Origin of the sequence: Pseudomonas sp. P8_241 (genome assembly GCF_034008315.1) — a bacterium.
Lineage (GTDB): Bacteria > Pseudomonadota > Gammaproteobacteria > Pseudomonadales > Pseudomonadaceae > Aquipseudomonas.
The window spans coordinates 4152501-4177243 of record NZ_CP125377.1; the positions used below are offsets into that span (position 1 = coordinate 4152501).

Here is a 24743-nt window from a genome sequence, read left to right on the forward strand (position 1 = left end):
AGCCGTATCTCTTGAGCCGGTGTCAGCAGATCTTTGAAGGCATTCATCGCACTGGCCCACCCGTGTTATTTCAGGGTGGATCAAACGTTTACGAAATTGGTTCACAACAGCTGACGAGGCGCCTGAAGAGGCCGGGCATTTATGCGGGCTTGAACCGGAACGATTAATGACTGAATTGGCACGGATGAGCACGCATGGAGATTCCGAGAGCCGCCATTGTCTCGTTTGAGTTGACAGTCAAACCCATTTCACCCGCTTTTTCCCCCTCGTGAAGATCCTTAATCTGGGCCCATGTTGAACAACGCCACTCACCCACCTCGAAAGGACTTCATCATGAGCAACGCCACCTACAACCGCTTGAACAAAGACGACGCAGTCGTGCTGTTGGTCGATCATCAGACCGGCCTGATTTCCCTGGTTCAGGACTTTTCACCCAACGAGTTCAAGAACAACGTGTTGGCGCTGGCGGACGTCGCCAAATTTTTCGAATTGCCGACCATCCTCACCACCAGTTTTGAACAAGGCCCTAACGGCCCTCTGGTCCCGGAACTTAAAGAGATGTTTCCAGAGGCGCCCTACATCGCCCGACCAGGCCAGATCAACGCATGGGATAACGAAGACTTCGTCAAGGCAATCAAGGCCACCGGGCGCAGGCAATTGATCATTGCCGGTGTCGTCACGGACGTCTGCGTCACGTTCCCGACCTTGTCGGCACTGGCTGAAGGATTCGCAGTGTTCGTGGTGACTGATTCGTCGGGCACCTTCAACACCACCGTGCAACAGGCGGCCTGGAACCGCATGACCCAGGCCGGCGCGCAAATGATGAACTGGTTCTCGGTGGCGTGTGAGCTACAGCGCGACTGGCGCAACGATATCGAAGGCCTGGGTAACCTGTTGTCCCAACGCATTCCAAACTATCGCAACCTCATGAACAGCTACTCGGCGTTGACTGCACGCCAGGCGTAAAGCGACTCTCGAGTGATGAAGTTTGATCGTGTTTAAGGGTTTTTGATTCGGATTATCCCGCCACTGCGGGCAGGATCCGCCCCGCATCGAAACCTGAATGACAAACTTCATCACAGAGAACAGAACACATGAGCATGTCGAATAGATGGATTGCGGGTATAGCCATGAGCTGCGTATTTCAGGTTGGCTGTGTTTCGAAAGTGGCACAGCCGGAACAGCTTTCGGGCTTCCTGCCCAATTACCAGGGCCTGGAAGAGCAAACCACACCGAGTGAACAAAAGGTGCTGCGCTGGGTTGCGCCAGGGTTTGATCCAAAAGCCTACTCCACCGTCGTGTTCAAGCAGGTAGAGCTGTATCCAGCACCGAAACCGACCCAGCGTGTCAACCTGCAGACTCTGGAAGACGTGCAAGCCATGGCCAGCGACAGTATCCGGAGCGCGTTCGCGCCCTCTTTCACTATCATCTCGGACACCCAGCAAGTACCGGCCGATTCGCGGACATTGATCTTGCAAGCGGCGATCACCCACGTCAGCGCCAACAACGAGGGCATGCACTGGTACGAGGCCGTACCGATCGCAGCAATCGTCGGGACGACACAAGCGGCCACAGGCCATCGTGATCAGACAGCGGAACTGTATATAGAAGCCGACTTGATTGATGCAAAAACCGGCATGCCGGTTGCCAAGGTGGTACGCAAGGTATTTGGTGAGACCGTGGACAATGCCAGCCAGCCCGTTGTCGCTAATGACTTCAAGGCTGCATTCAAAGGCATGACAAGTGACATGCAAGCCCTGCTGACCCAGCAATAACCACCGCGCGATACCCCATTGCACACGTTTGATCGCCTGCCATTCATAGCCTTGGGTTTGCATCGCGGATTTGACTGGCATGGGGTTTCAGTCGGCACTGACACTGCCTCTCCCTAAACAACCCGTTAGACAAATAACGATGTTTAACGAGAGTCCGACCTGATGAAAATACTGACGTTTACCTTTTCGGCCTTTTTGTTGCTCGCCAGCGCCAGTGCATTGGCGGTGACGGTGGTTCCACTCAAAGGCCAAACTTCCCAGACGATCCAGCAAGACACCAGCGCTTGCCAATCACAAGCCAACGCCCAGTTTCCGACACAAAATACAGTGCCCTCTGGTGGCCGAGCAAAAGGCGCTGCCACCGCCGCGGTCGCCGGGGCTACTGCGGCGCAAGTTCGTGGCCAGCAACATGACAACCTTTATGACCAGATTGACGACGACACCAAACAAGACTATCGGCAGAATCATGCGCGCAGCGCTGCGGCGGCCGGGGTCGTGATCGGCGGATCAAGGCAACGCCAGGAGCGCCGGCAAAACCTTGGTACAACCGAAGAGAACATCACCGCCAACAACTCCGTATACAGCAGCTGCCTGCAACAGCGTGGATACAACATTTTGCCTTGAGTCCCGTTCCTCCGGAACCTTTGGGCCGATTAACCCGCTTCTTTTCGATACACCATTAAAAAGACAAAAAAAACCCCACGTCCGCCATGAAAGGACGTGGGGCAAAGGTGTTGAAACGAGAGATGGAGATTGTTTTAACCACGACAAACAATCCTTGAATGTCGTTCGCGTCCGCAACCCCCGAAACCATTTAAAACGCTGCCGAACTTAACGCAAAGTTAATACGCATCAAAAATTGTTGCCGCTCAATCGGCCGATCTTAATTGTCGCTCTTGATCAATATTGCAAACATTAATCAGGACTATCGGTGGCAACGAATACTGCTTGCGCAAATGCGAATCAGTTGAGCGAACCCACCATCCTAATGACCGTCGATACCCTGCCTCGCACTTTTCGGATAGCGCCGATTGAGTACAAAGAGCATCATTACTGGCTCCGATTGAAACCCGTGGATTTGCTCTTGCTTGATTCCAGTGAATTTTTTGATGGTCTGTTTCAGCATTCCAGAGTGACGCTCGCTGCGTCTATCGCGCTTGCCCGCCGATAGCCTTTCATTCCCCACAGCAAGTATCGCGTCAAATCCAGCCTGTCAAAACCGTCTCTATACTCAGCCAGAACCGACCGAACGGAGGACTCCCATGCGCTACGCCTTCAAGTTGAAAAATGGTGCCGTGGCCCTTTTCGACCCTGATACCGCTTTGCTTTCCATCACAACACCTCACGGAGAAATTCAAAACTCCACATTAGGTAGAGCAGAGTCGCGCCTGTTGGACCTGTTGCTAATGGAACCTGGCCAGACTAAAAGCCGAGAGGAGATCATCGACTACACCTGGAATGATCGCGTCGTCGCCTCCGGCAGTCTGAACCAGGCAGTTTTCTCCCTTAGAAACATTTTGAATGATAATCGTGATCACGAAATTCTGATGACGGTTCCGCGAAGAGGCTACTGCTTTAACCGGCAGTATGTCGTCGATGCACAAACCGATATACCGGCATCAACCGATGAAATAGCGACGCCTGCTCCACCCGCTATTGAAGAGCCTTTGCCAACCGTCACTAATGTAACGTTGGCGACTTCCGGGAAAATTACAAAGTCCGATTATATTAAAAAAGCCCAGTCAATCGGTTATATCTTGACGTTGGGCGTGTGTGCCTTCGCGGGTTTCCACTCTGGCTTCGATACACCGAAGATAGAAATCTCCAGTTTGCAACAGAACGAGTTGGTCATTCATGCAGTGGCTCACAGCGTCGCCGAGGCTGAATCACTCAGGGATGCGTCAGCTAAACAGGTCCAACAGTTCTCACCAAACCTCAAGGGCCAGGTGTGGCTGAACCGCTATAAATCAAATTACTCTGTTTCGTGCGTGCGCCCAGACCTGAGCACTGCAAACTTACAACTCAACAGCGACCAAAAAGACCTTGCCTTGATGATTCGCCAATGTCTGGAAGCAACAATATGAAGCCAACGATACCATCCTGGGTCCACTGGATCGTTCTTGGAATCATCAACGCTGTCTGTATTTTCTCTCTGATCTATTCGCCGTCTTACTACATGGAAAATACCAGCTATCAAACCATCACCCGGCAATGGCTTGAAGATAACAACCAGCTTAATACTGAAGAGTATCTGACCATTGGCCATGGTCGACTGACACAAACCACGCTGGAAAGCCTGAACGGAAAAATTCGCAACGCTACTATTTCGGCGGATGTTGTTCGAGAGAGCAATCATCATGTCCAGATAAAAATCAGCAGCGTCAAGCTAAGTCAGGACACCGAACTGTTTGCCATTGAGAAGACCCCCGACCTCTTCTTCAGACGCCAGTATGTCCTCCAGGAAGGCGCCGTTCTGAACTACGAATTAATTCCTACCACCAACAAAAGTGCGGTCTGTTTTTACGTGCATGAACTGGGTCGTTTGCGCTGCATGAATCACTAAGCTTCTGCTGGCAAAAGGACCTGCCAGACCTTGCCGCTTCTGCGGATTCAAGCAAAAAAATAAACATTATTGACTTGAATCAGACATTCCCCTGCGTCAAAGTCCCTCCTTTTTTCTTGGGCCCGTACGTGCATGCACCCACCGCACACCGCGGTTCCATACGCCTGAAATCAAACTGAATGACACCCGACAGCGCTGTCGGCAGCATCGGAAATATGAGTTTTTGACTTTGATAAGCAAGTTCGCAGCGAGAGTATCCACTGGCCAGGCCGTGGTGATCAGGCGGCTGACATTATGCTTTGTCCAAAAAATCATTAACAAGGAAGCACGTCAATGCTGCTGAAAAACCTCGCTACCGCTTCGCTCGGTGTCTTGCTCTCTCTAAAGGCCATGGCCAATGACAAAGAGATTTACAGCACAGACATGACTCGTATTGAAAGCAACGAAAGTACGCTGAGTGAAGAAGAGGCCAGTTACAAGATTTGTTCAGACTATCGTGTGAGTAATTTTTTTGCCTTTGACGCATCGGCCATTGGCTCGGCCGCTCAACAAACGGCTATCTTTGGTTCAAAAATTGCGCCGCAAAAACTGCAAAGCCTGTTGGACTTGCCTTTGAACGATACGTACGTTTTTTCAGCGGCGTTAGAGCTTGTACCGGAATCAGCGACGATATCCGAACCTACGACAACAGCGTCGATTTGATCGCCAGCACCGAGGTCAAGTCAGGTACCTCTACTTAGAACTATCCATTTAGCTGAAGAGCCAAACTCCATGTGTAGCACAATCCCTGATGAAGTCTTTCATGTAACGTCTACTCCTGCGGGCATTCCCAACCGGACCATTGGCCGGTGGGAAATGAGCCTCACGCCGTCGGAGTATGAAGCCAGCATTCGACAGCATAAGGTCATTGATGGTCCCAGACTCCAATGCAGTCGACTGGAGTTTGATTCCGCTGTCACTATGATCAGCGCGGTTCCTCATGGTTTTGTCACGGTGGCCATTTCTCAGTCTTCCGTGGGAAGACCGACTGTCAATGGTCACAAGTTGCGGCCTAACGAAATCATTGTGCTCAATAGCGATGAGCCCGTGCATTACCTGTGCGAGCCGAATGAGACGCTCTTTACGCTGACCACAACCGAAGAACATTATCAGCAGTGTCTCGAAAAACACGCCGGTATCGATGTGCTTGCAGAGCGAAAAGAGCACCGCTTCCAGGTCGCTAATTTCAAATTGATGCAAGCGGCGATTGAGGCGATCAACGCTCATTTTATCGACGTCAATAACCCGGATTTACATCAGCGCACCGCCCCGCAAATTTCAGCCATTGAAAATGCGCTGCTGACTTCACTGCTACGGGCACTGACACCAGCAGGTCGCTGCGCGCTCAGAACACCGACACGCAGAAAAGTCGCGATAGAAGCCATTGAGTACATTCATCAAAACACCAAAAAGGCGCTTTGCATGAAAGCGCTGGTCAGGCAGCTGCAAACCACCACTCGCACCTTGCATCATGGCTTTGTTGAAACATTCGGCATCTCACCGATTGCTTACGTGAGAAACCTGAGACTCGCCAATGTCCGACGCGACTTGATCCGCAATACATGGCCTACCGTGACCGAGACGGCGATGTATTGGAACTTTCACCATCTCAGTCGTTTCTCCAAGGCGTATCAGGATGCCTACGGGGAAATTCCCTCGGAAACAGCCAGACGTAACGCCGCCAGGCTGCAAGCGTCCAACCGCTGACAACAACAGATGGCGAGTGGACGTAATGTCGAGTCTAAAAATAACAATCAATAACTTTCATCCGCCAACCTGCATTGCCAACATTGCTTATTTCTAAGTCAAGGAGATAGGCATGCGCTATCGGCTCAACTCACTTCCGCTCAAACAGAAAGTCATCTTTTGCCTGGCTGCTTATTTGTGTGGTGTCGCGTTAGCCTGGTTTATGGACGGTTTATAGCGCGCCCCCTCACCTCTTCGGGCCGAATCTCCTTTTTGGAATTTTTATGATCGCTGCGTCTATAGCCTTGCTTAAAAGACACACGTTCGCTTTATGCGCAACGGCTGCGGTGGGTTTGGCTGCATGGTTTTTTGCCGCAGGCAACTCCCTTCCTCTAAGTGATTTCAAAGGGCTCAGGTGGAAGTTAATCATTGGCCTGGCTTTCATGGCGGCAGCCCTGCTGTACGTCGCCTGGCAGACCCAGAGGTATTGCACCTCAACCGTCGTTCAACTTCGCAAGGCCATAAGGGCGAACAAGCTGCATGTTCATTACCAGCCTATTGTCAATTTGACCACCGGGGATCTGGTCGGAGCCGAGTCGCTGTCTCGCTGGAACGCCAACGGAATCGCCATCCCGCCGGACGTGTTCATCACAGCGGCAGAGGGATCCGACTTGATTTGTGAGCTGACGCGCTCGGTCATACGCCAGGTGGCGGAGGATTACAGCACCTATCTTTGGGCGTGCAAGGATTTCTACATCACCATCAATCTTTCCGCGCAAGACGTTCTCGATCAAACCTTTCCCGATTTCGTCGCCAGCATTCTGACTGCCTACAACATACCGGCTTTATCCATCGTCTTTGAAGTCACCGAAAGAGCGTTGATAGAGCCAAACCACGCAGCTGCTCAACTGCACAAACTGAGAGCGTGCGGGCATCGTATTGCCCTGGATGACTTTGGCACTGGCTACTCGAGCCTTTCGCTCATCGAATCATTGCCTTTCGACATAATGAAAATAGATCGTTCATTCATCGAGCAAGACAAGATCGCTGCCAAGGACGCCCTGTGGCGACACATTGCCAACATCGCCAGGGCTCTAAAGATCAAGGTGGTCGCAGAAGGTGTAGAGACTCAGCAGCAACTACCGCACCTGGCATCGGAAGGCGTGGTGTTGGCACAAGGTTGGCTGTTTTCCAGAGCACTCCCCGTTCAGGCATTGGCAAGACGCTATTTTCAATGTCCCATGACCCTTAAAGCTCAGGCGGATTAAAGCGACTCAAAAATACCAATCAATGACTTCTATCAGGCTTTGTGATCGCTCAGATTCTCTGCAAACACCTCACAATCGACAACCTGTAGAAGGACTACACCTCCCATGCTATTTCGAAACCTCGGCTTCGCTACCCTGCTTTCGTTGATGTCTTTTCAGGCACTCGCTGACGATAAAGGTTTGTATGTCGGCGCCGGCGTCACCAGCATCGAGACCGACAAATCCCACTTGAGCGATGACGACACCAGCTACAAGGTCTTTGCGGGTTATCGTGTAAACGGCTATCTGGCCTTCGAAGGCGCCTACGTCGATCTCGGCCAGTTCGAGGACAAGGATCTCGATTTCGATGGCAAATCTGTACAGGCTGCCGCCCACCTCGGCTTTCCGCTGGGTGATCGTGTCCGACTGTTCGCCAGTGTCGGTGGGCATGCCTGGGATGCCGATGGCAATGCCGCCGATGATGACACTGGTGTGGACCTGACCTACGGTGCCGGTGTTGAGTTTGATGTGTTTCGCAACATCGGTATTCGCGCGGAATATGAAGTACTGGAAGTCGGTGACATCGACCTGAACCAGACAACGGCCTCGGCCTATATGTTGTTCTGACGTTCGCTTGAGCAGGGCGACCCTGAAGGTCGCTCTGCTGCGCTCATGCTCAACTGTTCCTCAACGCCCCCTCGAACGCGGGTGTCAGCCCAGACAACTCCAGCTTGCGCACAAAATCCCCCAGACGCTGTTGTTTATAGGCGTCAACGTCCATGTCGCGGTAATCGTAGAAGCCCTGTCCATCGCGCAAGCCATTGCGCCCGTTTTGCATATTGTCAGCGATGACCTGCGGTGATTCAAAACGCGGTGACAGCGCGCCACTGAGGTAGCGCGAGGCGTAGTACAGAATGTCCCCGCCGCCCCAGTCGATAAACTCAAGCAGGCCCAGCACCGAGAAACGCAGCCCGAAGCCGACACGCACCGCGGTGTCGATGTCTTCTGCGCTGGCGACGCCCTCTTCCACCATCCGTGCGGCCTCGTTCATGACCAATGCCTGAATGCGCGGCACGATGTAGCCGGCCACCGGATTGCACACCACCGGCACCTTGCCGATTCGCTTGAGCAATTGCAGTAGCCGCTCGACCACCTGCGGACACGTCGTCTGGCTGCGGCTGACTTCCACCAGCGGCATCAGATACGCGGGATTGAGCCAGTGCGCGTTCACGAAGCGCTGCGGTTCACTGACCATTTCGCTCAACTCGGTGACGAGAAACGTCGACGTCGTCGAGGCGATGATGGCCGACGCCGGCACATGCTCGCTGACCCAGGCGAAGGTCTCCTGCTTGACCGCGATCACTTCCGGCACCGCTTCGAACACCAGGTCGCACTGGGATAATGTCACCGCCGCCTGGGATTTCGATTGCACCGTCAGCCGCGATAAAGCGACGTCCGCCTGATCCGACTCGAGCACACCGAGGCGCACCAGCATCTGCAATTCGCTACGGACATTGTTGCGCACGCGTTCGAAGTAACCGCGCCGCTCATCCTCGGCGCGTTCCTTGATGTCGATCAGGTTGACCGGCAAACCGGCATGGATGAACGCCAGAGCAATACCCTCGCCCATTCGGCCGGCACCGACCACGCTGACATGCGGCAGCGCGGCGTTCATCAGTTGTAGCCCTGGGTCAAAAGTTCGGTCATCTGCGCCCGGCTCAGTTTGGCCAACCCCAGATTTTCCAGCGTGCGACCTTCGGCGTAGAGATCACGATCGGCAACGACCGAAGCAATGCTCAGCAGCCCCTGCGCCACGGGCGTCGGCACACCGGCCCAACGACCGACGGACACCAGGAAGGACAGGCCCAAACGGGTGTCTTCGAGCATGTAGCGATGTTTTTGCAGGTCGATGTCTTCGCGCCAATCGCCGCTGTCGGTCAGCTTGCCGTGGGCACCGCGACCGTACATCCACTCATCGCCTTCGCTGGTGTTGTAGTGGTCAGCCAGAGGGAAGTGCGGCGCGCCGTAGGTCAGTGCTTCGCGCACGGCCATGCGCTCGGCATCGAGCTGATTGGTCACGCGCCGGATCGACGGCTGGGTGCCTTCGTTGTGAATGTCCCAGGCCTCGAAATGCTCAAGGGGACCTGCGTTCATCATGATCAGCGGCGGATGAATGATCGGGCCTGCGTTCATCAACGCACCGCTCAGGGCGTCTTCAATCGGCTCGACGCTCGGGTAGGCCTCACGCAACACTGCGAAGGCATGCTCGGAGAGGTTGCTTGGGAATACGCCGGTCGGCAGGCGGGTGGCGTAGCCGCTGATCACCAGATCGCTGGCACCGTGCTTGCGCACCAGGTATGGCAGCGTGCCGGTCTCGGCAAAGGCCACCTTGCTCTGGTTGCCCGCATCGGCCATGGCCTTGGCGAATACGTAGCTGCCAAAAGTGCCCGGTGGCAGGAACACCACCTGACCGTCGTGCAGGTGCGGCGCGACGTGTTTGGCGAGGTCTTCGTGGGAGGTCGACGGCAGCGGGATAATCACCAGTTGCGCGCCGGCCAAAGCTTCGGCCAGGTCGTCGGTGAACGACAGCTTGTCGCCCGGCTGGCCGACGGACAACTGGCGAGTGCCTTTATAGTCCTTGATAGTCAGTTTGCCGATGGCCAGCAGCTCCTTGAGCGCGGCGGAGTCTCGGCGCCACAGGCGGGTCTGGTGCCCTTTTTCAGCCATTTCGACAGCAGCGGCGTAACAGCCGTGACCACCACCCAGCACGGTAATATTCATTCAGATACTCCTTTTTGTTAGAGACTCGATCCTATCGAGCCGCACCGCCACAGACTTATCCGATTGCGCAGCCGAATGACGGATTGCGCAGAAGTCTCAATGCTTCTGCCGCCGCAGGGTGTCCGACGGCAGACAACCATAGCGTTGCCGGTAGGCGCTGGAAAAATGCCCGAAGCTGTTGATGCCGTGACGCAGCAGGATATCGGTGACCGTTTCACCGGCCCTGGCCTGCTTGAGCGACTCGTGGATCACCGCCAGGCGGCGGTCGCGAATGTATTCGACCGGTGCCTGCTGGAGGAACTGGTTGAAGCCGTTCTGCAAGGTACGCACCGAAACGCCACACAGTTCGCTCAAGGTTGCCAGGCTGATTGGTTCGTCGAGGTGTTCCTCGATGTAGTCGCGGGCCTTTTTCACGTGGTGCGGCAGCGGCGCGCGCGAGTCGACCAGTAGATCCGCCGAGTAATTGTGCGGCAATTGTGTGAGCAGGAGCTGCATCAAATATTCGGACAGGCCGCTGGCGAGGCGCGACCCGTCGACGCCGCTGCCGTACAGCCGGCAGATGTAATCGAGGGTGTGATAGAGGCTGACAACACCGGCACCGAGATGATCGACACTGACATCAAAGATCACCGACTGCCGCAGGCTGCGGCCGAGCAGGCGTTGCAGCTGCGTCTCCAGGGCATCACGGTCGACGCGCAGGATCAGGTTACGGCACTCGCCATCGGTGATGATGCGACTTTGCGCGAACGGCGAGGAAACGCTCAGGTAGCCCGACTGCATCGCGGCGCTGCGTCGCCCATGGGCCACCTCGCAATGCCCCTGCAAAGTAATGCGAAACAGGTATTGATCAGCGATATCGCCGATGGTGATCTCCACCGGCGCGCCATAACGCAAGTCGAGCAGTGCTGAATCGCCGAAAAACACACCGTTGAGCCGGGTGTAAATGGGCTCGTCCTGCAGCACGTTGAAACTGTGCGGGCACAGATAATGGCTGACCTTGTCCTTGATCTCACGGTAATCGGTCGAGCTGAGCAGGCTGTGGCGTTCCAGCAGGTGTACGTCATTCAACATCAAGGATTCTCCTGATCTGGAGCGTGTCGGCCCCGCTCCCTTTGACAGGAGCGAGGCCGATGTGCCGATCATGGACTATGACCAATCAAGCCCGGTTCGGATACTCCCGGGCATAGCTTTCACGAAAACGACTGCAACCGCGCCACAGTAACAGCACTGTCAACACCGACGCGCCAGCGATCACCAGCGACATCGACGAGCCGACTGCCGCGGGCGAGCCGAAATAGCGGTCGGTCAACAGCGCCACCAACGTAGTGCCCAGGCCCAAGCCCAACAGATTGCTGATCAGCAGGAACACGGCCGAAACCTGCGCGCGCACCTGGTTCGGCGCGAGGATCTGCATCGCCGCCGTGGACGCCGGCATCGGGAACGAAGCGAAGAACATCGCCGGCACCAACAGGGTCACCGACAGCCATAGTTGATCAACTTGAGAAAACAGCACGGCCGGCACCGCCATGCCGAGGGCACCGATGACGCCAGTGCGCATGGCAGCGTCCTGATGACCTTTCTTGGCCAGGTAGTCGGTGAGCCATCCACCGAACAGCACCCCGGCGGTGTTCGCCACCAACAGCACAGTGCCGAGCATGTAGCCCGCCTCCATTGGCGACAGGCCGAACTTGCGGATGTACAGCGCCGGGCTCCAGCTCATCAAGCAGAACAGGGCCATGGCGTAGAACGAAAAGCCCAGGTAATGACAGGTGAAGGTGGCACGGTGGCGACCGAGGAAGCGCAAGCCATCGCTCATCGCGACCTTCTTGGCCCGACCCTGCGCATCCACCTGCAGGCCCTTGCGCGCCGGGTCGCGTACGGTGAGCCAGATCAACAGGCCGACCAGCATACCGGGCAGACCCACAATGAAGAACGCCAGTTGCCAGGCCTTCATCGCGCCGAGAAAGGCGACCTCGATGGTATTCATGTCCTTGAGCATCGCGATCACATAGCCGCCGACCAGAAAGGCCAGACCTCCGCCGACGAACGAGCCGATCGAGTAGATGCCCACTGCGCGTCCGAGTTTCTCCTTGGGGAACATGTCGCTGAACATCGAGTAGGCAGAGGGCGACAAGGCCGCTTCACCGACACCGACGCCGATGCGTGCGAGGAACATGTGCAGGAAACTCTTGCTCAGGCCGCAAGCGGCTGTCGCCAGGCTCCAGAAAACAACGCCCACGGCGATGATCTTCGGCCGCGAAAAACGGTCGGCCAGATAGGCGATGGGCATGCCCATGAAGGCGTAGAACAATGAAAACGCCAGCCCGTGCAGCAAGCTGAACTGAGTGTCGCTGATCTGCAGGTCGGCCTTGATCGGCTCGATCATCAGCGCCAGGATCTGCCGATCCACAAATGAAAAGATGTAGGCGACCATGCACAGGCCGACCACGTACCACTCGTAAATGTAGGTTTTCTTCTTCTGCCGTTGCAGGACCGCGTTATCGACCTGGATATTCACTAGTGTTTGCTCCTCTTGGAATCCGCTCATGCGCGCAGCGCGTCGAGTGACGGTGCACAGCACACCGACTGGGAAGTTGCGGGGCAGATGTAAAGGACAATGGGTTCGAACATGGTCAGGCCTCTTATTGTTATGGGGTCAATCCCTGGGTGGACCGGGCTTACCAGAACTTCCAGGTGTAAGTCGTGGCGACACGGAATTCGTTGTAGTCGTAGCCGTACTTCTGTTTTACGTCGATGTTGCGCACGTCCAGGCCAAGGCCCTGCAACGCCCCGCTCTGCACCACGTAGCTGAGCCCCAGAAAGCGTTCGCTTTCCTCGTTGTCGCTCAGGTTGCCGCCACGGTCCCAGTTGGTGCCCTTGATATAGCGGGTGTAGAACTTCAGCCCCGGCACGCCCATCCCGGCAAAGTCGTAGCTGTAGCGTGCGCCCCAGGACTTTTCTTCCGGGCGAACAAAGCCCAGGGACGACCAATGCACCAGGTATGGCTGCGGGATATAACCGTTCATCGTCGGGAACACGCTGTCACCGAGCATGCGCTGGTAACTGAGGCCAAACATGTGAGCGCTTTTGAGCAAGGTGAACAAGGCGCCGTAGGAACGGTTGTCGATCTCACCGTTCAAGGCATTGCCATCTTCATTGTTATTGAAGTAACGCAAGTCGGTTTTAAGTTTGTAGCCATTGCCCAAATCAGCCATGTGCATCAGGCCGAAATAGTGCTGCTGATAAATATCGTGCAACACGCCATAGAAATAACTGGCTTGCAGGTTTTTGGTGATGTCATAAGTTGCACCGCCAAAGTCCAGACCGTCGCTGTCGAGATTATCGGTGGAACCAAACTTGTACAGCTTCTCGTGGTTGGAAGATTCCCGTGTCGCGGCAGACCAGAAACGGCCACCGGTCATGGTCAACCCGTCGACTTCCTTGGACTCGACCACGGCCCCTTGATAGATGGTATCCAATTGCCGACTGGGGTCATCGGAGGCCACCGGCAGTTGTGGGCGAAGGTCACCAACTTTCAATTCGGTCTTGCTGTAGCGCATTTTGAAGGTGGCCCCGGCGCGGCTGTAGTCATCGGCCGTCTGCTGGTCGCGGACGCTGTACGGCAGCGAACCGTCGTTGCCCGACGAATCCAGGCGCACGGCGTATTGCGCATCCACATCCAGGCCGATGGCCAGGGCTGTGTCGGTATAACCGGAGGTAAATTGCGCATCGAAACCCTGCGACCAACTATGCACTTCAGAAACCGGCGCATTGGTATTGGTGTAGTTACGGTGCAAGTAGAAGTTACGCGTATCCACTTTGAAGTGACTGTCGTCAATAACATCAGCCTGAGCTGCCAAGGGCGAACAGATCATCCCCAACACGCTGGCAATACCGAGCCCACGGCAAGATTTCTTTACCTGATACATCTAACATCTCCACATCTGTATGTGCTTGGGCACTGTTTTTATAGGAGCAGAATTAAATCAAAGACAAACTCGCCGGCAGCCGAACACCAAACCCTCTAGCGCCCAAAGGCGGATGAGATGAGGGATCGGAAGGACCATGGGTTCGCACATTGTCGGATCTCTTGTTTTTATGGGGTAAACGCCAGGAGGGCTCAACGGAACAGCCCGCTACGACGACACGCCTCTTGGTACGCAAGGTAAGTCAGTAGGCGCTGCGCCGGTATCAAGACGAACAGCATCCGTTGGAGGGAAATCTCCCATCCGGCTAAAGGTTTCCCGTACAGAGGGAGGCGGCCAACCTGAATTTCATACGCCCTCCCTGGAGCAAGAATTTGTTACGGGATGTGCCATACGCTAGCGATTGCACGGCCCGCCAACCTCCCCGATTGCGCAGGCGATTCTCCAATTACGCAGCCTGATGCGGGCAGCCCATAGAAAAAACACGCCAATAAAAACATGACTTAGTGCATCTGCATGTGCAGAACTGGTGTATTTGAACCTTGATTTCATCCGACACTTTCAAGTGAAAAATAACCCAATAAATAGTCGGAATTTTTTTTAACGACAACGCTCCCTTACTTACAAGTACAGGAGAGTTTTCATGAGTTACATCGACCTTTACCACATTGAATACAAACTCCATGACCAGCCCAAAACGTTCGTTATCCGGGCCAAGCGCATGGACAGTGCGACGGCCTGGCATTGGGCAAGCTGCGATGCCGGGATAGCGCCGATACCGAAGCCTGGCCGCCCGCCGTTGAAAATCTACTCCAAGCCTTTGGCAGAGCGATACGGCATCAGCGACGTCAGGTGGCGGGAGGCGACCACATTGAACTGGGCAGAGGCCGCGCAATGACAATCGCTGTTGGATTGAGTTAATGCGTACACATAAGTCACTCGATCACGCTTAAATAGTTGCAACCAAACTTTGTTCCCCCGGGTCGACATCCAAAAGCCCGCAACGGATGTTTGCACTCTGGAGAGTCAGAACATGATTGGAGTCGTTGTCCCGGTGCACAATGAAGAGCAACTCTTGAGTCACTGCATTGAATCACTGATGGAAGCCGCCTTGCATCAGAGCCTGGACAATGAAGACGTCAACATCGTGATCGTCCTGGATGACTGCACAGACACCTCGCTGCACATCGCCCAGGCCTATGACGTGATGACATTGACCTGCACTCACCGCAACGTTGGAAAAACCCGGGCACACGGCGCCGACCACCTGTTGGCGGTGGATGCAAGATGGCTGGCCTTCACCGATGCCGATACCGTGGTGCCTGTTTCGTGGCTGGTTGATCAAATCCGCTTCAACGTCGATGCGGTATGTGGATTGGTCGATGTCAACGACTGGACCGAACACTCCCCAACAGTGCGCGAGCGCTACCACGCCCGTTATCACCCCGTTGAGGGGCATCGACATATCCACGGTGCGAATCTGGGTGTGTCCTCTGCGGCTTACCGCAAGGCTGGCGGGTTCAAGGCATTACCCGCGCACGAAGATGTGCAATTGGTCGCGGACCTGGAGCGCAGCGGCGCCAGCATCCTGTGGACTGCCGCCAACCGCGTCACGACCAGTGCACGCAAAAACTGCCGGTGTCGGGAAGGGTTCGGTGATTACCTGAAGTCGCTGGCCTAATCGCTGCGCGTGGTCTCGGCGAGATCAATCGAAGCCGGTTGGCGCCCCCAGTATTCGAGCAGAAAGTCCGCCTCTTCATGAAGCAACAGACGATGCAGGGGCAGGTGATCGGCAAGCATCGCGTGAACGTCGCGTCCGTTCTGGGAGCATCCGTCAATCGGATGCAGCCAATGGCACGCGAGTATGCCACCTTCCGGGCTCAGGCTTCGCATTGTGTTCTCGATGACCTGAATCCACTCCTGCTGATCCAGAAAATAGCCCACCTCGCTCAGCACGATGAGATCAAAAAGGCCCTCGGGCCAGTCGTCAGGAATACGCGCCTGTTGTACGTGCACATGGTGCAAGCCGCTCAATCGGTGGCGCGCCAGGATGACTGCTTTTTCGTTGAGGTCCTGGCACAACAAAGACTCACAGCGCTCGGCCAGTAACGCACTGAGTTCACCATTGGCGCAGGCCGGTTCGAACACACGTTGATAACGCTGACAGGGCAGACTCGCCAGCGTCAGGTCACGTTTGCGCTTTTCGTACCATCGGGTTCGAAACGACCAAGGGTCATCACTGGCGCTGAACAGTTGCTCGAAGTAATCCGCTGAGAGGCTCATACAAACACCAGTTCAAAGGGTTGCAAAAGGCGCTCAATGGCTGCTCGGTCAAGCACTGGCGGTGATTGGCCGTCTGCATTGATTTGTGAAACATGCGCGTGGATAGCGTGGCGTTTACGCGCCAGCACATCAGCGCCGAGCATGAGCTTGCGCGCACGTATCCAGGGTATGCGGGGATCCTGCGGTCGAGCCCAATGCCAGGCCCAGACGGGCACTTCAATCAGCGATGCGTTATTTTGTGATGCAACATCGGCGGTTGCCCGGCCGGTTGCCTCGTGATCGCAATGGCCGTCCTGGCGCCAAGTCGTGACCACGCAGTCGCCCGGTCGTACAAGTTCCAGCAGCCGACCCACCAACCCATCCTCCGCCCCCGCAACAGCGCTGTCCGGCAAACCCAAACGCTGCCAGTTCAGTGCTCCGACATCGAGCCCCAAGCGAGCGAGGCTATCCAGGCTTTCCAACGGGCGTTGTCGACGCAGGCGTGCGTGCGTCCAGTACCGCGATCCCTCATGACTGGCTTCACCATCGGTGACCGCGACCAGCAATACGTCCGCTTCCCTGCCCTTCATCCCGGCCAGGAGGCCGGCACATCCGAGGACTTCATCGTCAGGATGAGGTGTGACAATCACCAGCCGTTGACCTTGCGCAACCAGCACTTGATGGCTGATTGTCGGCACGCTTGCCAGCATCGGACAGGCCTGCCATTCGGTCAGCGTGGTGCCTGGCCCTCGAATGAGATTTTGCGCCGAGGGTGCCGACGCGATCATCACAACACCCACCCGTCATCCGCTGAATCCGCGACCTGCTTGCCAAGCGCCGCCAGATCTTTTTCGGCATGGCTTTGCCGCAAGAACACCGGTAGGTCGGCGGCGAGCCGGGCGAAATGGCTGTTACGGCAAAACGGCGTGGCACCCAATGCACGCCCCACATGCTCCAGCACTGCATTCACCGCCACTTCGACCTGCGCACGTAAGCGCCGGACAGGCAATTGCGCTGATGCCCGGGGATGGTTGTCGATCCAGGTCGCGGTCTCTCTCAAGGTTGCCGCGGCCGCACACAGTGCTGCGTCGACCGCGCCAAGATGAGCCTCGGCATGGGCGTCGTGATACGGCTTTGTGCAGTGTTCGCGCAGGTAACCGGCCAGCGCACACGCCGCGCCATACCAACAGGCGGCAATTCCCCCGCCCCCCTGCCAGAAGCCAGGTCGGTCCAGATACTGACCCGGCAACCCGACACACCGTCCGCGCACGCACTCGAATTCCACATCAAGGCTGGCCGTACTGCCCATGCCCACAGCCTGCCAGCCGTCATCGATCAGCTTGACGGTCGGCTGCTTCAAATCAACGGCCACCAGTTGCACACGCTGCTGTTCATCCCAGGTCGTCAGAAGTGCCCAATCCAGCACGGCCGCGCCGGAACACCAGGCTTTGCGTCCTTGCAAATGAACCTGCTCACCTTGTCGATCAATGATGCGGACCCGGGCAAACGGCGGCTCGGCCGCCCACACGCCCCAGCTGCCATTTGCCGTTGCACCGTCGGGTTCAATCTCGGACATGATCGCCAATGCGTCGGTGTGGCCCTCGAACAGTTTGACCAGCGCCAGATCACTGCCGGCCACCTGCGCCAAGGTTCGCCAGCGCTCCAGCGTCCTGCCTCTCCCCGGAATCGGCAGGGCGGTAAAACCACCACCGATGAGTTCTTGCATCAATTGATGCAGTGCCCTGCCCGGTTCCCGCGAAACGGGACGGCATGCTATGTGTCCCAGCAAGCGGTCGAAGGTGCCTGAGCGGCTCATCGTGCTGTCTCCCAAAAGGTGCTCGATTCAAGCCGCCGGTTTCAGCACAACCTTGGTCCAGCCGTTGTCACGGGCATCGAAATGCTTATAGGCCTCAGGTCCTTCGGACAGTTTGAGTTTGTGGGAAATGATCTGCGCAGGATTGGCAAGTCCGTGGTGGATAAGCTCGGCCAAACGACGGTTGTAGGCTTTGACGTTGGCCTGCCCGGTCCGAATCTGCTGGCCCTTGAACCACAAAGCACCAAAGTCGAAAGCCATCTTGCCTTCCTTCGCCAGCTCGTTCTCCGCGCCCGGATCTTGCGGCACGAACACACCGACGACACCGATTCCGCCAGTCGCCTTGGTCGAAGCCACGAGGTTGTTCATGGTCAGGTGATTGGCTTCGTGCCCATGGTGGTCGCAGCACTGGTAGCCCACACACTCACATCCGCGGTCGGTGCCTTTGCCATGGGTCAGGTTGAGGATTTGATCTACCGCTCCCTGCTCCAGGGAATTGATCGGCGTGGCCCCCATCTGTGCCGCCAGCTTCAGGCGATCCGGTTGGTTGTCGACCACGAACACCTGCGCGGCACCTTTGATCATCGCGGCGTGCGCGGCCATCAAACCGACCGGCCCGGCGCCATAAATCGCAATGCTTTCGCCCGGCAGCAAGCCGGCCAGTTCTGTCGCATGCCACCCGGTCGGGAAGATGTCCGAGAGCATCACGTAATCGTCCTCACGTTCCTGAGCATCCTCGGGCAACACCAGGCAATTGAAGTCCGCGTAAGGCACGCGCAGCAGTTCAGCCTGCCCGCCTTGATACGGCCCCATCTCGGCAAATCCATAGGCCGCGCCCGCGCTACCGGGGTTGGCGGTCAGGCAAAAACCGGTCAGGCCTTTCTCGCAGTTTTCGCAAAAACCGCAACCGATGTTGAAGGGCAGGCACACCCGATCACCGACCTTGACCCGGTCGACCCCGGCCCCGACCTCGATCACCTCCCCTAGATTCTCGTGCCCGAACACGCGTCCGGTCTCCATCGACGTGCGCCCTTCGTACATGTGCAGGTCTGAACCACAGATGTTGGTGGTGGTGATTCGAACCAGTACATCCGTGGGCTTTTCGATTCTGGCATCCGCGACATTTTGCACACTGACGTCACGCGGGCCGTTGTAAACGATGGCTTTCATGGTGCTCTCCCGTTAGCAAACGACAGGAAAATTTCGTCTGCTCAGACTTATCTGTCAGAGAGAAGCGAAGGTATGTTCAAACGATTGTCGGTGGCGCCTGACGAGCGGCTAACCAGCAGGCATGATGTCGGACGGGCTGAATTTTTTGCTCTCGGCGCTATCTGCGTACAGCAGGTTCTTGAGTTGCAGCGCGTTCATCAGCGCGGCGCCACTGGCCGTATTGTCGAAGATGCACCACGCGTTTCCCTCAGCCGCGGCGAGTTTGAGCCGGGAGGCAAGACGTTCCAGAAACATCGGCTCGTAAGCGCTGTAGTAGATTCGCGGCGAGCCATGCAGACGCCAATACCTGAGATCTTTTGAACCGTGGGGCGACGCATCCGTGCCGATGCGCGATGGATCGACGACCGCCTGGGCCACTCGATGCGCAATCAACAACGGTTCGGCATCGATCCACGACGCGTGCCGTGGCTCCAGCACCAGCGCTCCTGAATACTGCGCTCGCAGCACCGTGAAAAAACGCTCCACCACCCCCTCTTCGAAGGCCAGTGACGGCGGCAGCTGGACTAACAGACTGCCCAGGCGGTTACCCAAACCTGAACATTGATCGAGAAACGCGTCCAGCAGTGGCTCACAGTCCACCAGGCGCTGCGCATGGGTGATTTGCTTGGGCACCTTCACACAGAATCGAAAGCCTGGCGGCACCGAGTCGGCCCAACGCACATACGTCTGTCGGCGATGTGGGCGATAGAACGAGCTGTTGATTTCGACGCCATTGAATTGCGACGCGTAGCGTTGCAGATGAGTGCCTGCTGCCGGGAAATGGATCGCGTGCTCACGCCCAAGACTCCAGCCAGCGCAGCCAATGAAGATCTGATGTTCGCTCAATTGATCGCCCTCGCTTCGCACCCGTCAATCTCGTACGGGATGAATCTTGCCGCTGAATACCTTGAAGCCATAGGTGTTGTAGATCAGCGTCACCGGAATCAGCACCGCGAAACCCACCAGCATGAATACCTGGCTTGCAGGGCTGGAGGCCGCTGCCTGCAGCGTCAGGTTCGGCGGGACAATCAGCGGGAACAGTGCGACGATCATCAATCCGAACGCCAGGATGAAAATGCCCAATGCAGCGAATAGCGGCAAGAAATCGCGACGGGTTCCAAAGCCCACGATGAACCCGATTGAAAGGGCCAACACCATCGTGACTGCCGGCACCCAGACCCAGGTTTCTGATAGCCGCTGCGCATATCGGGTATCCAGCATCGTTGTCCAGACGAGCAAAATGACCAGCAGCAACAAGGTCATGGCGGCCAGGACCCTGGCCTGACGAAGCGAGCGCTGCCGGAGTTCACCTTCGATTCGCCAATAAAGCCAACTGGCGCCCAGCCATGTGTAGCCGACCACCAGCACCCCGCCGCAAAACAGCGGAAACGGGCTCAGCCATTCTCGGCCGTCCCCCGCGTATTGCCCGCCATGATTGGGTATGCCCTGAACCAGCGTTCCCAGGATCAGTCCTTGAATGGCACCCGTGAGGAGAGAACCGCACGCGTGCAGGGCATCGACGCAGCGCTTGATGGCATCGCTCGGTGCATAGTCGCGAAACTCCAACGCCATCGCGCGCACGATCAACGCCAAAAACATCAGAATGAACGGCATATACAACGCCGGCAGCAGAATCGAATAGGCCAGTGGGAACAACGCCAGCAGGCCACCGCCGCCCAACACCAGCCATGTTTCATTGGCATCCCAGATCGGCAAAATGCTGACCGCCATCGCCCGACGTTGCCGCCTGCAACGGGTTAGCCCCAGCAACACACCGACGCCCAGATCGGTGCCGTCAAGCAGCACATAATTGAGCACCGAAAACGCCAGGGCAGCGGCGGACAGCAGTGTGATCCAGTCATTATCCAGCATGGTTTGATGCCCTCAGGAATCACCGGTTTCCTCGGCCAGGGTTGGCTGCGGGCCAGGTTCATCCTGGTGCGGTGGCTTGCGCAGGATGCGCAACAGCACCCAGAGTCCGATGCCGAAGACCAACACGTAAAACCCCAGAATCGCCCAGGTCGAAGCAATCACCTGCTGACGCGACACCGACGACAGACTGTCAGCCGTGCGCAGCAGTCCATAGACGGTGTAGGGTTGGCGCCCCACTTCGGTCACCACCCAGCCACTGAGCATCGCCAGCAACCCGGCCGGTGCCATCAACAGACTGCTGCGCAACATCCAGCGTGTCGAATGCAATCGGCCTCGACTTCGCAACACCAGGCTGATCACGCCCTGCCCCAGCATCAACACCCCCAACCCGACCATGAGCCGGAACGCAAAAAACACCACCGGCACCGGTGGAATGTCTTCGGGGGGGAACTCATCCAGTGCGGCGATGGTGCCGGTCAGGTTGTAATGCAAGTACAGCGAACCGACGTGGGGAATGGCCACTTCCCAGTGATTGCGTCGTTGTGACATGTCCGGCACAGCGAACAAACGCAGGGGCTCGCCTTCACCTTCAGCCGGGCGGGTCCAGGAAGCTTCAATAGCCGCGACCTTCTGCGGTTGAAAGGCCAGTGTGTTCTCGGCATGAAAATGCCCCACTACGATTTGCACCGGCGCGAGCACGGCAATCGCCCACAGCGCCATCGAGTACTGAAGACGCGCCCTCGGGTTCTGCCGTGCCTTCAACAGTTGCCAGGCACTCGCGCCGGCCACCAGCGTGGCGGTCCCGATCAACGCCGCCAACGTCATGTGCACCAGCCGATAAGGGAACGACGGGTTGAAGATGATTGCCCACCAGTCCTGCGCAATGAAACGGCCATCGGCACTTATCGAAAAACCGGCCGGTGTCTGCATCCAGGAATTGGCCGAGAGAATCCAGAACGCACTGATCAACGATCCCGTGGCGACCGCACAAGTGGCCAGGAAATGCAGGCGCGGTCCGACCTTTTTCAATCCGAACAGCATGATCCCCAGAAACCCGGCTTCAAGGAAAAACGCCGCCAGCACCTCGTAGAACATCAGCGGACCTAGAATGTCTGCTGCCTGCGTCGAGAGCCGCGACCAATTGAGCCCGAACTGGTATTCCAGAATCAGACCCGACGCGGTACCTATCGCCACATTGAGGGCAAATATTTTCAGCCAGTAGCGGTAGACGTCCAGATAGATTTCTTGCCCACGCCACAGCCAGAGCGCTTCGAGTACCATCAGAAAGTTGGACAAACCGATGGTCAGGGCTGCCAGCACGATATGAAAACTGATGGTGATTGCGAACTGGACCCGCGCTGCCATCAATGCTGAATCAACTGCGTCCATGCTGTGTTCTCGCGATGTTCCCCGTAAAAACGACAGTGAAAATGCACATGGGCAGAACTCGCAGCGTGATTGCCCGGTTGACCCTTGGCGCCGTCAAACATTCCCCTCATTGCGCGATCGATGCATCGGGAGGCCCTTTGCAGACCTCCCCTGGCATCATCGGTCAGGACGTCCCCAATCCCCGGGAGAGGTCGGCCGGCGGATTGGACGCAATGGGTTGCTCCGAATCCATCCCGTGCTCTTCGGTGTGATCGGTGGTTTTGGTCACGGTATCGCGCACCGCTTCGTAGCCCTCCTGGGCCTGCTTCTTCACCTTGTCCACCAGCCCTGCGCTGGTACGTCCCATGTAGCGCTGCTCGGTGGTGGTCGTCGGCAACGCAGCGCCAATCATGGCACCCAGGGCAATGCCCGCCGCCGCGACCATCAGCGGTTGCTCCCTGAGCAATTGATTGAATTGCTGTCCCAGCACCTGGGAATTGCGCGCTAGACGATCACTGGCCTCATGCACCGCTTGGCTCACGCTTTCCTTGGTCGCACCAACATTGTCGCCCACACTGGCGGCCTTGTTTTTCAGCGATTGATAACCCTCTTTGATCGAGTCGCTGGTCTGGTGCAAATGCTCGCGTGCGCTGTCGAAGCCTTCCGACATACCATCCGCCCAATCCTCAAAACGATCCTGATCCGGCTCGGTGCGATGAGCCGGATACCTGACCGGCGGCCGGTTCTGGCTCATGATCAGCCACAGCAAACCGACCGAAGTCAGCACCGCAGGCACCGGATTATTGCGTACGCTGGTACCCAGGTTACTCAGGAACGTCGTGCCGTTGTTCTGCATCATGCCCCACGCCTGGTCGATCATCTGGCCCGGGGTGAACTTGCTTTCCAGCCGATCGACGATGTTGCCGATGCTGGCCCGCTGGGCGTCGATCTCACGCTCGATCTGTTCGGGGCTTTTTTCCGATTCGATGTCCAATTCGCTTTTCATGAGACTTTTCTCCGCAGCGCTTCCTGATCTTTATTCAAGGCGTCCATCGTCCGGTCAGGCTTGAAGTTGGACGGTTCGAATTGTTTTTTGCCCGACTGCAACATGGCGAACCCGACGATCATCACCACCACGCCGACAAGCAGTGCGGCCAGCCACGGCGCCATGAACGTGCTAAGCCCGTACACGGCAGACATCAACACAATGATGAAGCCCGCGAGCAGCACGATGGCGCCGCCCGCCACTGCCGCAATACCGGCCTTCAGGGTGGTGAGGCTGTTCTGAAGCTCGGCTTTGGCCAGCGCCAGTTCCTTGGTGAACAATGCGGGCACTTCGCGGGACAACTGGCGCAGCAGACCTACGACGGAAACGTCGTCAGGCTGTGCCAGCGGTCTTGCTCCCGGCAGATCTGGGTCGTTTATGTTCATCACCATTCTCCTTTGACGTTTGGCGAAGCCGGTGTCGATGCCCCGGCGAAGTCCGAAGGGTGGTCGTGCTCATTCGGCGACGATGGCGTGATACCGGTGGCCAGTCCGGGGTTGGTGTCGGTCGGGGAAGCCACCGACGTCTCATAAGGCCGATGAGCACCAAAGCCGCCCGTCGGCGGCATCGAACTGCCCTGCGCCGGGTCGTGTTCTGCGTGCGTGGTCACCGCTGCGGAACTGCCCGCCTTGAGGAACCGCGACAAGCCGAAGCCCAACGCGATGCTGCCGGCGATGAACAGCGCCGGATTGTTGCGCGCCAGTGCGGCGCCGTCATGCAACAGCTGTTCGGCACTCTTGCCGCGAAGGTTGCCCGCCAGCCCTGTCATAGACTCCGCCATGTCGGTGAGGTAGTCAGACATGCCCAGCGTGTCTTTATCCTCAAGTTCGGATACGAAGGATTTCGCCCCTTGGGCCAGCGCTTCGATCTGATCGGCGGCGGTGTCGCGGTACTGCCCGAACTGCGCATCGGCTTGCTGGCGCGCACCGCCCAGCGCTTCGGTCACGTCGTCCTTGAGATGCTGAAAGTCCTGTCCGGGTTTGCCGGCACCCGAATTCTCGGTCTGCCCCCCGGCCCTGCTGTCTGAAGTATTCATGTCGTCCCTCGCCTTCTGAATGAAAAGCGTCGTGGGAGTTCGCAGCGGGTTGCCCTGACTCCCTCATAGCAGAGGACGGATCAGTTCTGGGGGAGTTCAAAGCGGATGATGAGCGAGAGGG

At 57.0% G+C, this 24743-nt stretch carries 27 protein-coding genes (1 of these 27 only partly in view); 11 read left to right on the forward strand and 16 right to left on the reverse strand.

Annotated elements, in window-relative coordinates:
• Nucleotides 1-47, reverse strand: partial view of a hypothetical protein gene (locus tag QMK58_RS18645; RefSeq protein WP_053161652.1) — the 5' end (the start) only. 202 nt of this gene lie to the left of the window's left edge; only the first 47 of its 249 coding nucleotides appear in the window; its start codon is at nt 45-47; the stop codon falls past the left edge of the window.
• 286 nt (nt 48-333) lie between these two features.
• On the opposite strand from QMK58_RS18645, the gene ycaC reads away from it, so the two are divergent.
• The 9 genes from ycaC (at nt 334) to QMK58_RS18690 (ending at nt 7937) form a co-directional block, all read left to right on the forward strand.
• Complete coding sequence (gene ycaC, locus QMK58_RS18650; protein ID WP_053161650.1) at nt 334-966, forward strand: isochorismate family cysteine hydrolase YcaC; 633 nt, start codon at nt 334-336, stop codon at nt 964-966.
• Nucleotides 967-1094: 128 nt separating this feature from the next.
• On the forward strand, nt 1095-1775 hold the full coding sequence (locus QMK58_RS18655) for a DUF3313 domain-containing protein (RefSeq protein WP_053161648.1): 681 nt from the start codon (nt 1095-1097) through the stop codon (nt 1773-1775).
• Nucleotides 1776-1937: 162 nt separating this feature from the next.
• On the forward strand, nt 1938-2399 hold the full coding sequence (locus QMK58_RS18660; protein WP_053161646.1) for a hypothetical protein: 462 nt from the start codon (nt 1938-1940) through the stop codon (nt 2397-2399).
• A 638-nt stretch (nt 2400-3037) separates the two neighbouring features.
• The gene (locus tag QMK58_RS18665; protein WP_053161645.1) at nt 3038-3859 is read left to right on the forward strand and encodes a winged helix-turn-helix domain-containing protein; all 822 of its coding nucleotides are present in this window, start codon (nt 3038-3040) and stop codon (nt 3857-3859) included.
• Nucleotides 3856-4338: a hypothetical protein gene (locus QMK58_RS18670; RefSeq protein WP_053161643.1), complete on the forward strand. Its 483-nt coding sequence runs from the start codon at nt 3856-3858 to the stop codon at nt 4336-4338. Before QMK58_RS18665 ends, QMK58_RS18670 begins: the two co-directional genes overlap by 4 nt.
• A 333-nt stretch (nt 4339-4671) precedes the next feature.
• Nucleotides 4672-5040: a hypothetical protein gene (locus QMK58_RS18675; RefSeq protein WP_053161641.1), complete on the forward strand. Its 369-nt coding sequence runs from the start codon at nt 4672-4674 to the stop codon at nt 5038-5040.
• Nucleotides 5041-5109: 69 nt separating this feature from the next.
• Nucleotides 5110-6084, forward strand: coding sequence for a helix-turn-helix domain-containing protein (locus QMK58_RS18680; protein ID WP_053161638.1), 975 nt, complete (start codon nt 5110-5112; stop codon nt 6082-6084).
• A 263-nt stretch (nt 6085-6347) separates the two neighbouring features.
• The gene (locus QMK58_RS18685; RefSeq protein WP_082344537.1) at nt 6348-7331 is read left to right on the forward strand and encodes an EAL domain-containing protein; all 984 of its coding nucleotides are present in this window, start codon (nt 6348-6350) and stop codon (nt 7329-7331) included.
• A gap of 105 nt (nt 7332-7436) precedes the next feature.
• On the forward strand, nt 7437-7937 hold the full coding sequence (locus tag QMK58_RS18690; protein ID WP_053161636.1) for an outer membrane beta-barrel protein: 501 nt from the start codon (nt 7437-7439) through the stop codon (nt 7935-7937).
• A 49-nt stretch (nt 7938-7986) separates the two neighbouring features.
• Here the strand turns inward: QMK58_RS18690 and QMK58_RS18695 are convergent, their stop codons facing one another.
• The 5 genes from QMK58_RS18695 to QMK58_RS18715 all read right to left on the reverse strand — a co-directional run bounded on the left by QMK58_RS18695 (nt 7987) and on the right by QMK58_RS18715 (nt 14020).
• Nucleotides 7987-8985, reverse strand: a complete 999-nt coding sequence (locus tag QMK58_RS18695; protein WP_320395253.1) for a 3-hydroxybutyryl-CoA dehydrogenase — start codon at nt 8983-8985, stop codon at nt 7987-7989.
• The gene (locus QMK58_RS18700; protein ID WP_053161632.1) at nt 8985-10091 is read right to left on the reverse strand and encodes an NAD/NADP-dependent octopine/nopaline dehydrogenase family protein; all 1107 of its coding nucleotides are present in this window, start codon (nt 10089-10091) and stop codon (nt 8985-8987) included. The genes QMK58_RS18695 and QMK58_RS18700 overlap by 1 nt, the downstream gene beginning before the upstream one ends.
• A 96-nt stretch (nt 10092-10187) precedes the next feature.
• Nucleotides 10188-11162 carry an AraC family transcriptional regulator gene (locus tag QMK58_RS18705; protein WP_053161630.1) on the reverse strand — a complete coding sequence of 325 codons (975 nt, stop codon included), beginning with the start codon at nt 11160-11162 and terminating at the stop codon, nt 10188-10190.
• Nucleotides 11163-11247: 85 nt separating this feature from the next.
• Nucleotides 11248-12609 (reverse strand): spinster family MFS transporter, encoded by a 1362-nt coding sequence (locus QMK58_RS18710; RefSeq protein ID WP_053161628.1) that lies wholly within the window; start codon nt 12607-12609, stop codon nt 11248-11250.
• A gap of 160 nt (nt 12610-12769) precedes the next feature.
• Nucleotides 12770-14020, reverse strand: coding sequence for an OprD family outer membrane porin (locus QMK58_RS18715; protein WP_053161625.1), 1251 nt, complete (start codon nt 14018-14020; stop codon nt 12770-12772).
• Between the two features lie 640 nt (nt 14021-14660).
• Here QMK58_RS18715 and QMK58_RS18720 point away from each other — a divergent pair.
• Together QMK58_RS18720 and QMK58_RS18725 are read left to right on the forward strand one after the other, a co-directional pair.
• A complete protein-coding gene (locus QMK58_RS18720) occupies nt 14661-14915 on the forward strand; it encodes a DUF6555 family protein (RefSeq protein ID WP_053161623.1) in 255 nt (84 codons plus the stop codon).
• A 135-nt stretch (nt 14916-15050) separates the two neighbouring features.
• Nucleotides 15051-15698, forward strand: coding sequence for a glycosyltransferase (locus QMK58_RS18725; RefSeq protein WP_053161621.1), 648 nt, complete (start codon nt 15051-15053; stop codon nt 15696-15698).
• Here the strand turns inward: QMK58_RS18725 and QMK58_RS18730 are convergent.
• From QMK58_RS18730 to QMK58_RS18775, 10 genes are all read right to left on the reverse strand, one after another.
• Nucleotides 15695-16300, reverse strand: a complete 606-nt coding sequence (locus QMK58_RS18730; RefSeq protein ID WP_053161618.1) for a class I SAM-dependent methyltransferase — start codon at nt 16298-16300, stop codon at nt 15695-15697. The genes QMK58_RS18725 and QMK58_RS18730 overlap by 4 nt on opposite strands.
• Nucleotides 16297-17067, reverse strand: a complete 771-nt coding sequence (locus tag QMK58_RS18735) for a PIG-L deacetylase family protein (protein ID WP_053161616.1) — start codon at nt 17065-17067, stop codon at nt 16297-16299. The genes QMK58_RS18730 and QMK58_RS18735 overlap by 4 nt, the downstream gene beginning before the upstream one ends.
• Nucleotides 17067-18095, reverse strand: coding sequence for an acyl-CoA dehydrogenase (locus QMK58_RS18740; RefSeq protein ID WP_320395254.1), 1029 nt, complete (start codon nt 18093-18095; stop codon nt 17067-17069). The genes QMK58_RS18735 and QMK58_RS18740 overlap by 1 nt, the downstream gene beginning before the upstream one ends.
• A gap of 27 nt (nt 18096-18122) precedes the next feature.
• Nucleotides 18123-19262, reverse strand: coding sequence for a glutathione-independent formaldehyde dehydrogenase (locus QMK58_RS18745; protein ID WP_053161613.1), 1140 nt, complete (start codon nt 19260-19262; stop codon nt 18123-18125).
• A 108-nt stretch (nt 19263-19370) separates the two neighbouring features.
• Nucleotides 19371-20147 carry a DUF72 domain-containing protein gene (locus QMK58_RS18750; RefSeq protein ID WP_053161662.1) on the reverse strand — a complete coding sequence of 259 codons (777 nt, stop codon included), beginning with the start codon at nt 20145-20147 and terminating at the stop codon, nt 19371-19373.
• A gap of 24 nt (nt 20148-20171) precedes the next feature.
• A complete protein-coding gene (locus tag QMK58_RS18755) occupies nt 20172-21173 on the reverse strand; it encodes a cytochrome d ubiquinol oxidase subunit II (protein ID WP_053161611.1) in 1002 nt (333 codons plus the stop codon).
• 12 nt (nt 21174-21185) lie between these two features.
• The gene (locus QMK58_RS18760) at nt 21186-22562 is read right to left on the reverse strand and encodes a cytochrome ubiquinol oxidase subunit I (protein ID WP_053161609.1); all 1377 of its coding nucleotides are present in this window, start codon (nt 22560-22562) and stop codon (nt 21186-21188) included.
• Between the two features lie 163 nt (nt 22563-22725).
• Nucleotides 22726-23547 (reverse strand): DUF3618 domain-containing protein, encoded by an 822-nt coding sequence (locus tag QMK58_RS18765; RefSeq protein ID WP_320395255.1) that lies wholly within the window; start codon nt 23545-23547, stop codon nt 22726-22728.
• On the reverse strand, nt 23544-23972 hold the full coding sequence (locus QMK58_RS18770; RefSeq protein ID WP_053161606.1) for a phage holin family protein: 429 nt from the start codon (nt 23970-23972) through the stop codon (nt 23544-23546). Before QMK58_RS18770 ends, QMK58_RS18765 begins: the two co-directional genes overlap by 4 nt.
• On the reverse strand, nt 23972-24622 hold the full coding sequence (locus QMK58_RS18775) for a hypothetical protein (RefSeq protein ID WP_053161604.1): 651 nt from the start codon (nt 24620-24622) through the stop codon (nt 23972-23974). Before QMK58_RS18775 ends, QMK58_RS18770 begins: the two co-directional genes overlap by 1 nt.
• Nucleotides 24623-24743 lie beyond the last annotated feature (121 nt).

Bases quoted from the DNA above. Each gene is read 5' to 3' on its own strand.
- QMK58_RS18735 (WP_053161616.1), bottom strand. From the start codon at position 17,067: ATGATCGCGTCGGCACCCTCGGCGCAAAATCTCATTCGAGGGCCAGGC.
- QMK58_RS18740 (WP_320395254.1), bottom strand. From the start codon at position 18,095: ATGAGCCGCTCAGGCACCTTCGACCGCTTGCTGGGACACATAGCATGC.
- QMK58_RS18665 (WP_053161645.1), top strand. From the start codon at position 3,038: ATGCGCTACGCCTTCAAGTTGAAAAATGGTGCCGTGGCCCTTTTCGAC.
- QMK58_RS18745 (WP_053161613.1), bottom strand. From the start codon at position 19,262: ATGAAAGCCATCGTTTACAACGGCCCGCGTGACGTCAGTGTGCAAAAT.
- QMK58_RS18755 (WP_053161611.1), bottom strand. From the start codon at position 21,173: ATGCTGGATAATGACTGGATCACACTGCTGTCCGCCGCTGCCCTGGCG.
- QMK58_RS18700 (WP_053161632.1), bottom strand. From the start codon at position 10,091: ATGAATATTACCGTGCTGGGTGGTGGTCACGGCTGTTACGCCGCTGCT.
- QMK58_RS18690 (WP_053161636.1), top strand. From the start codon at position 7,437: ATGCTATTTCGAAACCTCGGCTTCGCTACCCTGCTTTCGTTGATGTCT.
- QMK58_RS18770 (WP_053161606.1), bottom strand. From the start codon at position 23,972: ATGAACATAAACGACCCAGATCTGCCGGGAGCAAGACCGCTGGCACAG.
- QMK58_RS18765 (WP_320395255.1), bottom strand. From the start codon at position 23,547: ATGAAAAGCGAATTGGACATCGAATCGGAAAAAAGCCCCGAACAGATC.
- QMK58_RS18775 (WP_053161604.1), bottom strand. From the start codon at position 24,622: ATGAATACTTCAGACAGCAGGGCCGGGGGGCAGACCGAGAATTCGGGT.
- QMK58_RS18695 (WP_320395253.1), bottom strand. From the start codon at position 8,985: ATGAACGCCGCGCTGCCGCATGTCAGCGTGGTCGGTGCCGGCCGAATG.
- QMK58_RS18725 (WP_053161621.1), top strand. From the start codon at position 15,051: ATGATTGGAGTCGTTGTCCCGGTGCACAATGAAGAGCAACTCTTGAGT.
- QMK58_RS18705 (WP_053161630.1), bottom strand. From the start codon at position 11,162: ATGTTGAATGACGTACACCTGCTGGAACGCCACAGCCTGCTCAGCTCG.
- QMK58_RS18720 (WP_053161623.1), top strand. From the start codon at position 14,661: ATGAGTTACATCGACCTTTACCACATTGAATACAAACTCCATGACCAG.
- QMK58_RS18760 (WP_053161609.1), bottom strand. From the start codon at position 22,562: ATGGACGCAGTTGATTCAGCATTGATGGCAGCGCGGGTCCAGTTCGCA.
- QMK58_RS18655 (WP_053161648.1), top strand. From the start codon at position 1,095: ATGAGCATGTCGAATAGATGGATTGCGGGTATAGCCATGAGCTGCGTA.
- QMK58_RS18685 (WP_082344537.1), top strand. From the start codon at position 6,348: ATGATCGCTGCGTCTATAGCCTTGCTTAAAAGACACACGTTCGCTTTA.
- QMK58_RS18715 (WP_053161625.1), bottom strand. From the start codon at position 14,020: ATGTATCAGGTAAAGAAATCTTGCCGTGGGCTCGGTATTGCCAGCGTG.
- QMK58_RS18675 (WP_053161641.1), top strand. From the start codon at position 4,672: ATGCTGCTGAAAAACCTCGCTACCGCTTCGCTCGGTGTCTTGCTCTCT.
- QMK58_RS18680 (WP_053161638.1), top strand. From the start codon at position 5,110: ATGTGTAGCACAATCCCTGATGAAGTCTTTCATGTAACGTCTACTCCT.
- QMK58_RS18660 (WP_053161646.1), top strand. From the start codon at position 1,938: ATGAAAATACTGACGTTTACCTTTTCGGCCTTTTTGTTGCTCGCCAGC.
- QMK58_RS18670 (WP_053161643.1), top strand. From the start codon at position 3,856: ATGAAGCCAACGATACCATCCTGGGTCCACTGGATCGTTCTTGGAATC.
- QMK58_RS18730 (WP_053161618.1), bottom strand. From the start codon at position 16,300: ATGAGCCTCTCAGCGGATTACTTCGAGCAACTGTTCAGCGCCAGTGAT.
- ycaC (WP_053161650.1), top strand. From the start codon at position 334: ATGAGCAACGCCACCTACAACCGCTTGAACAAAGACGACGCAGTCGTG.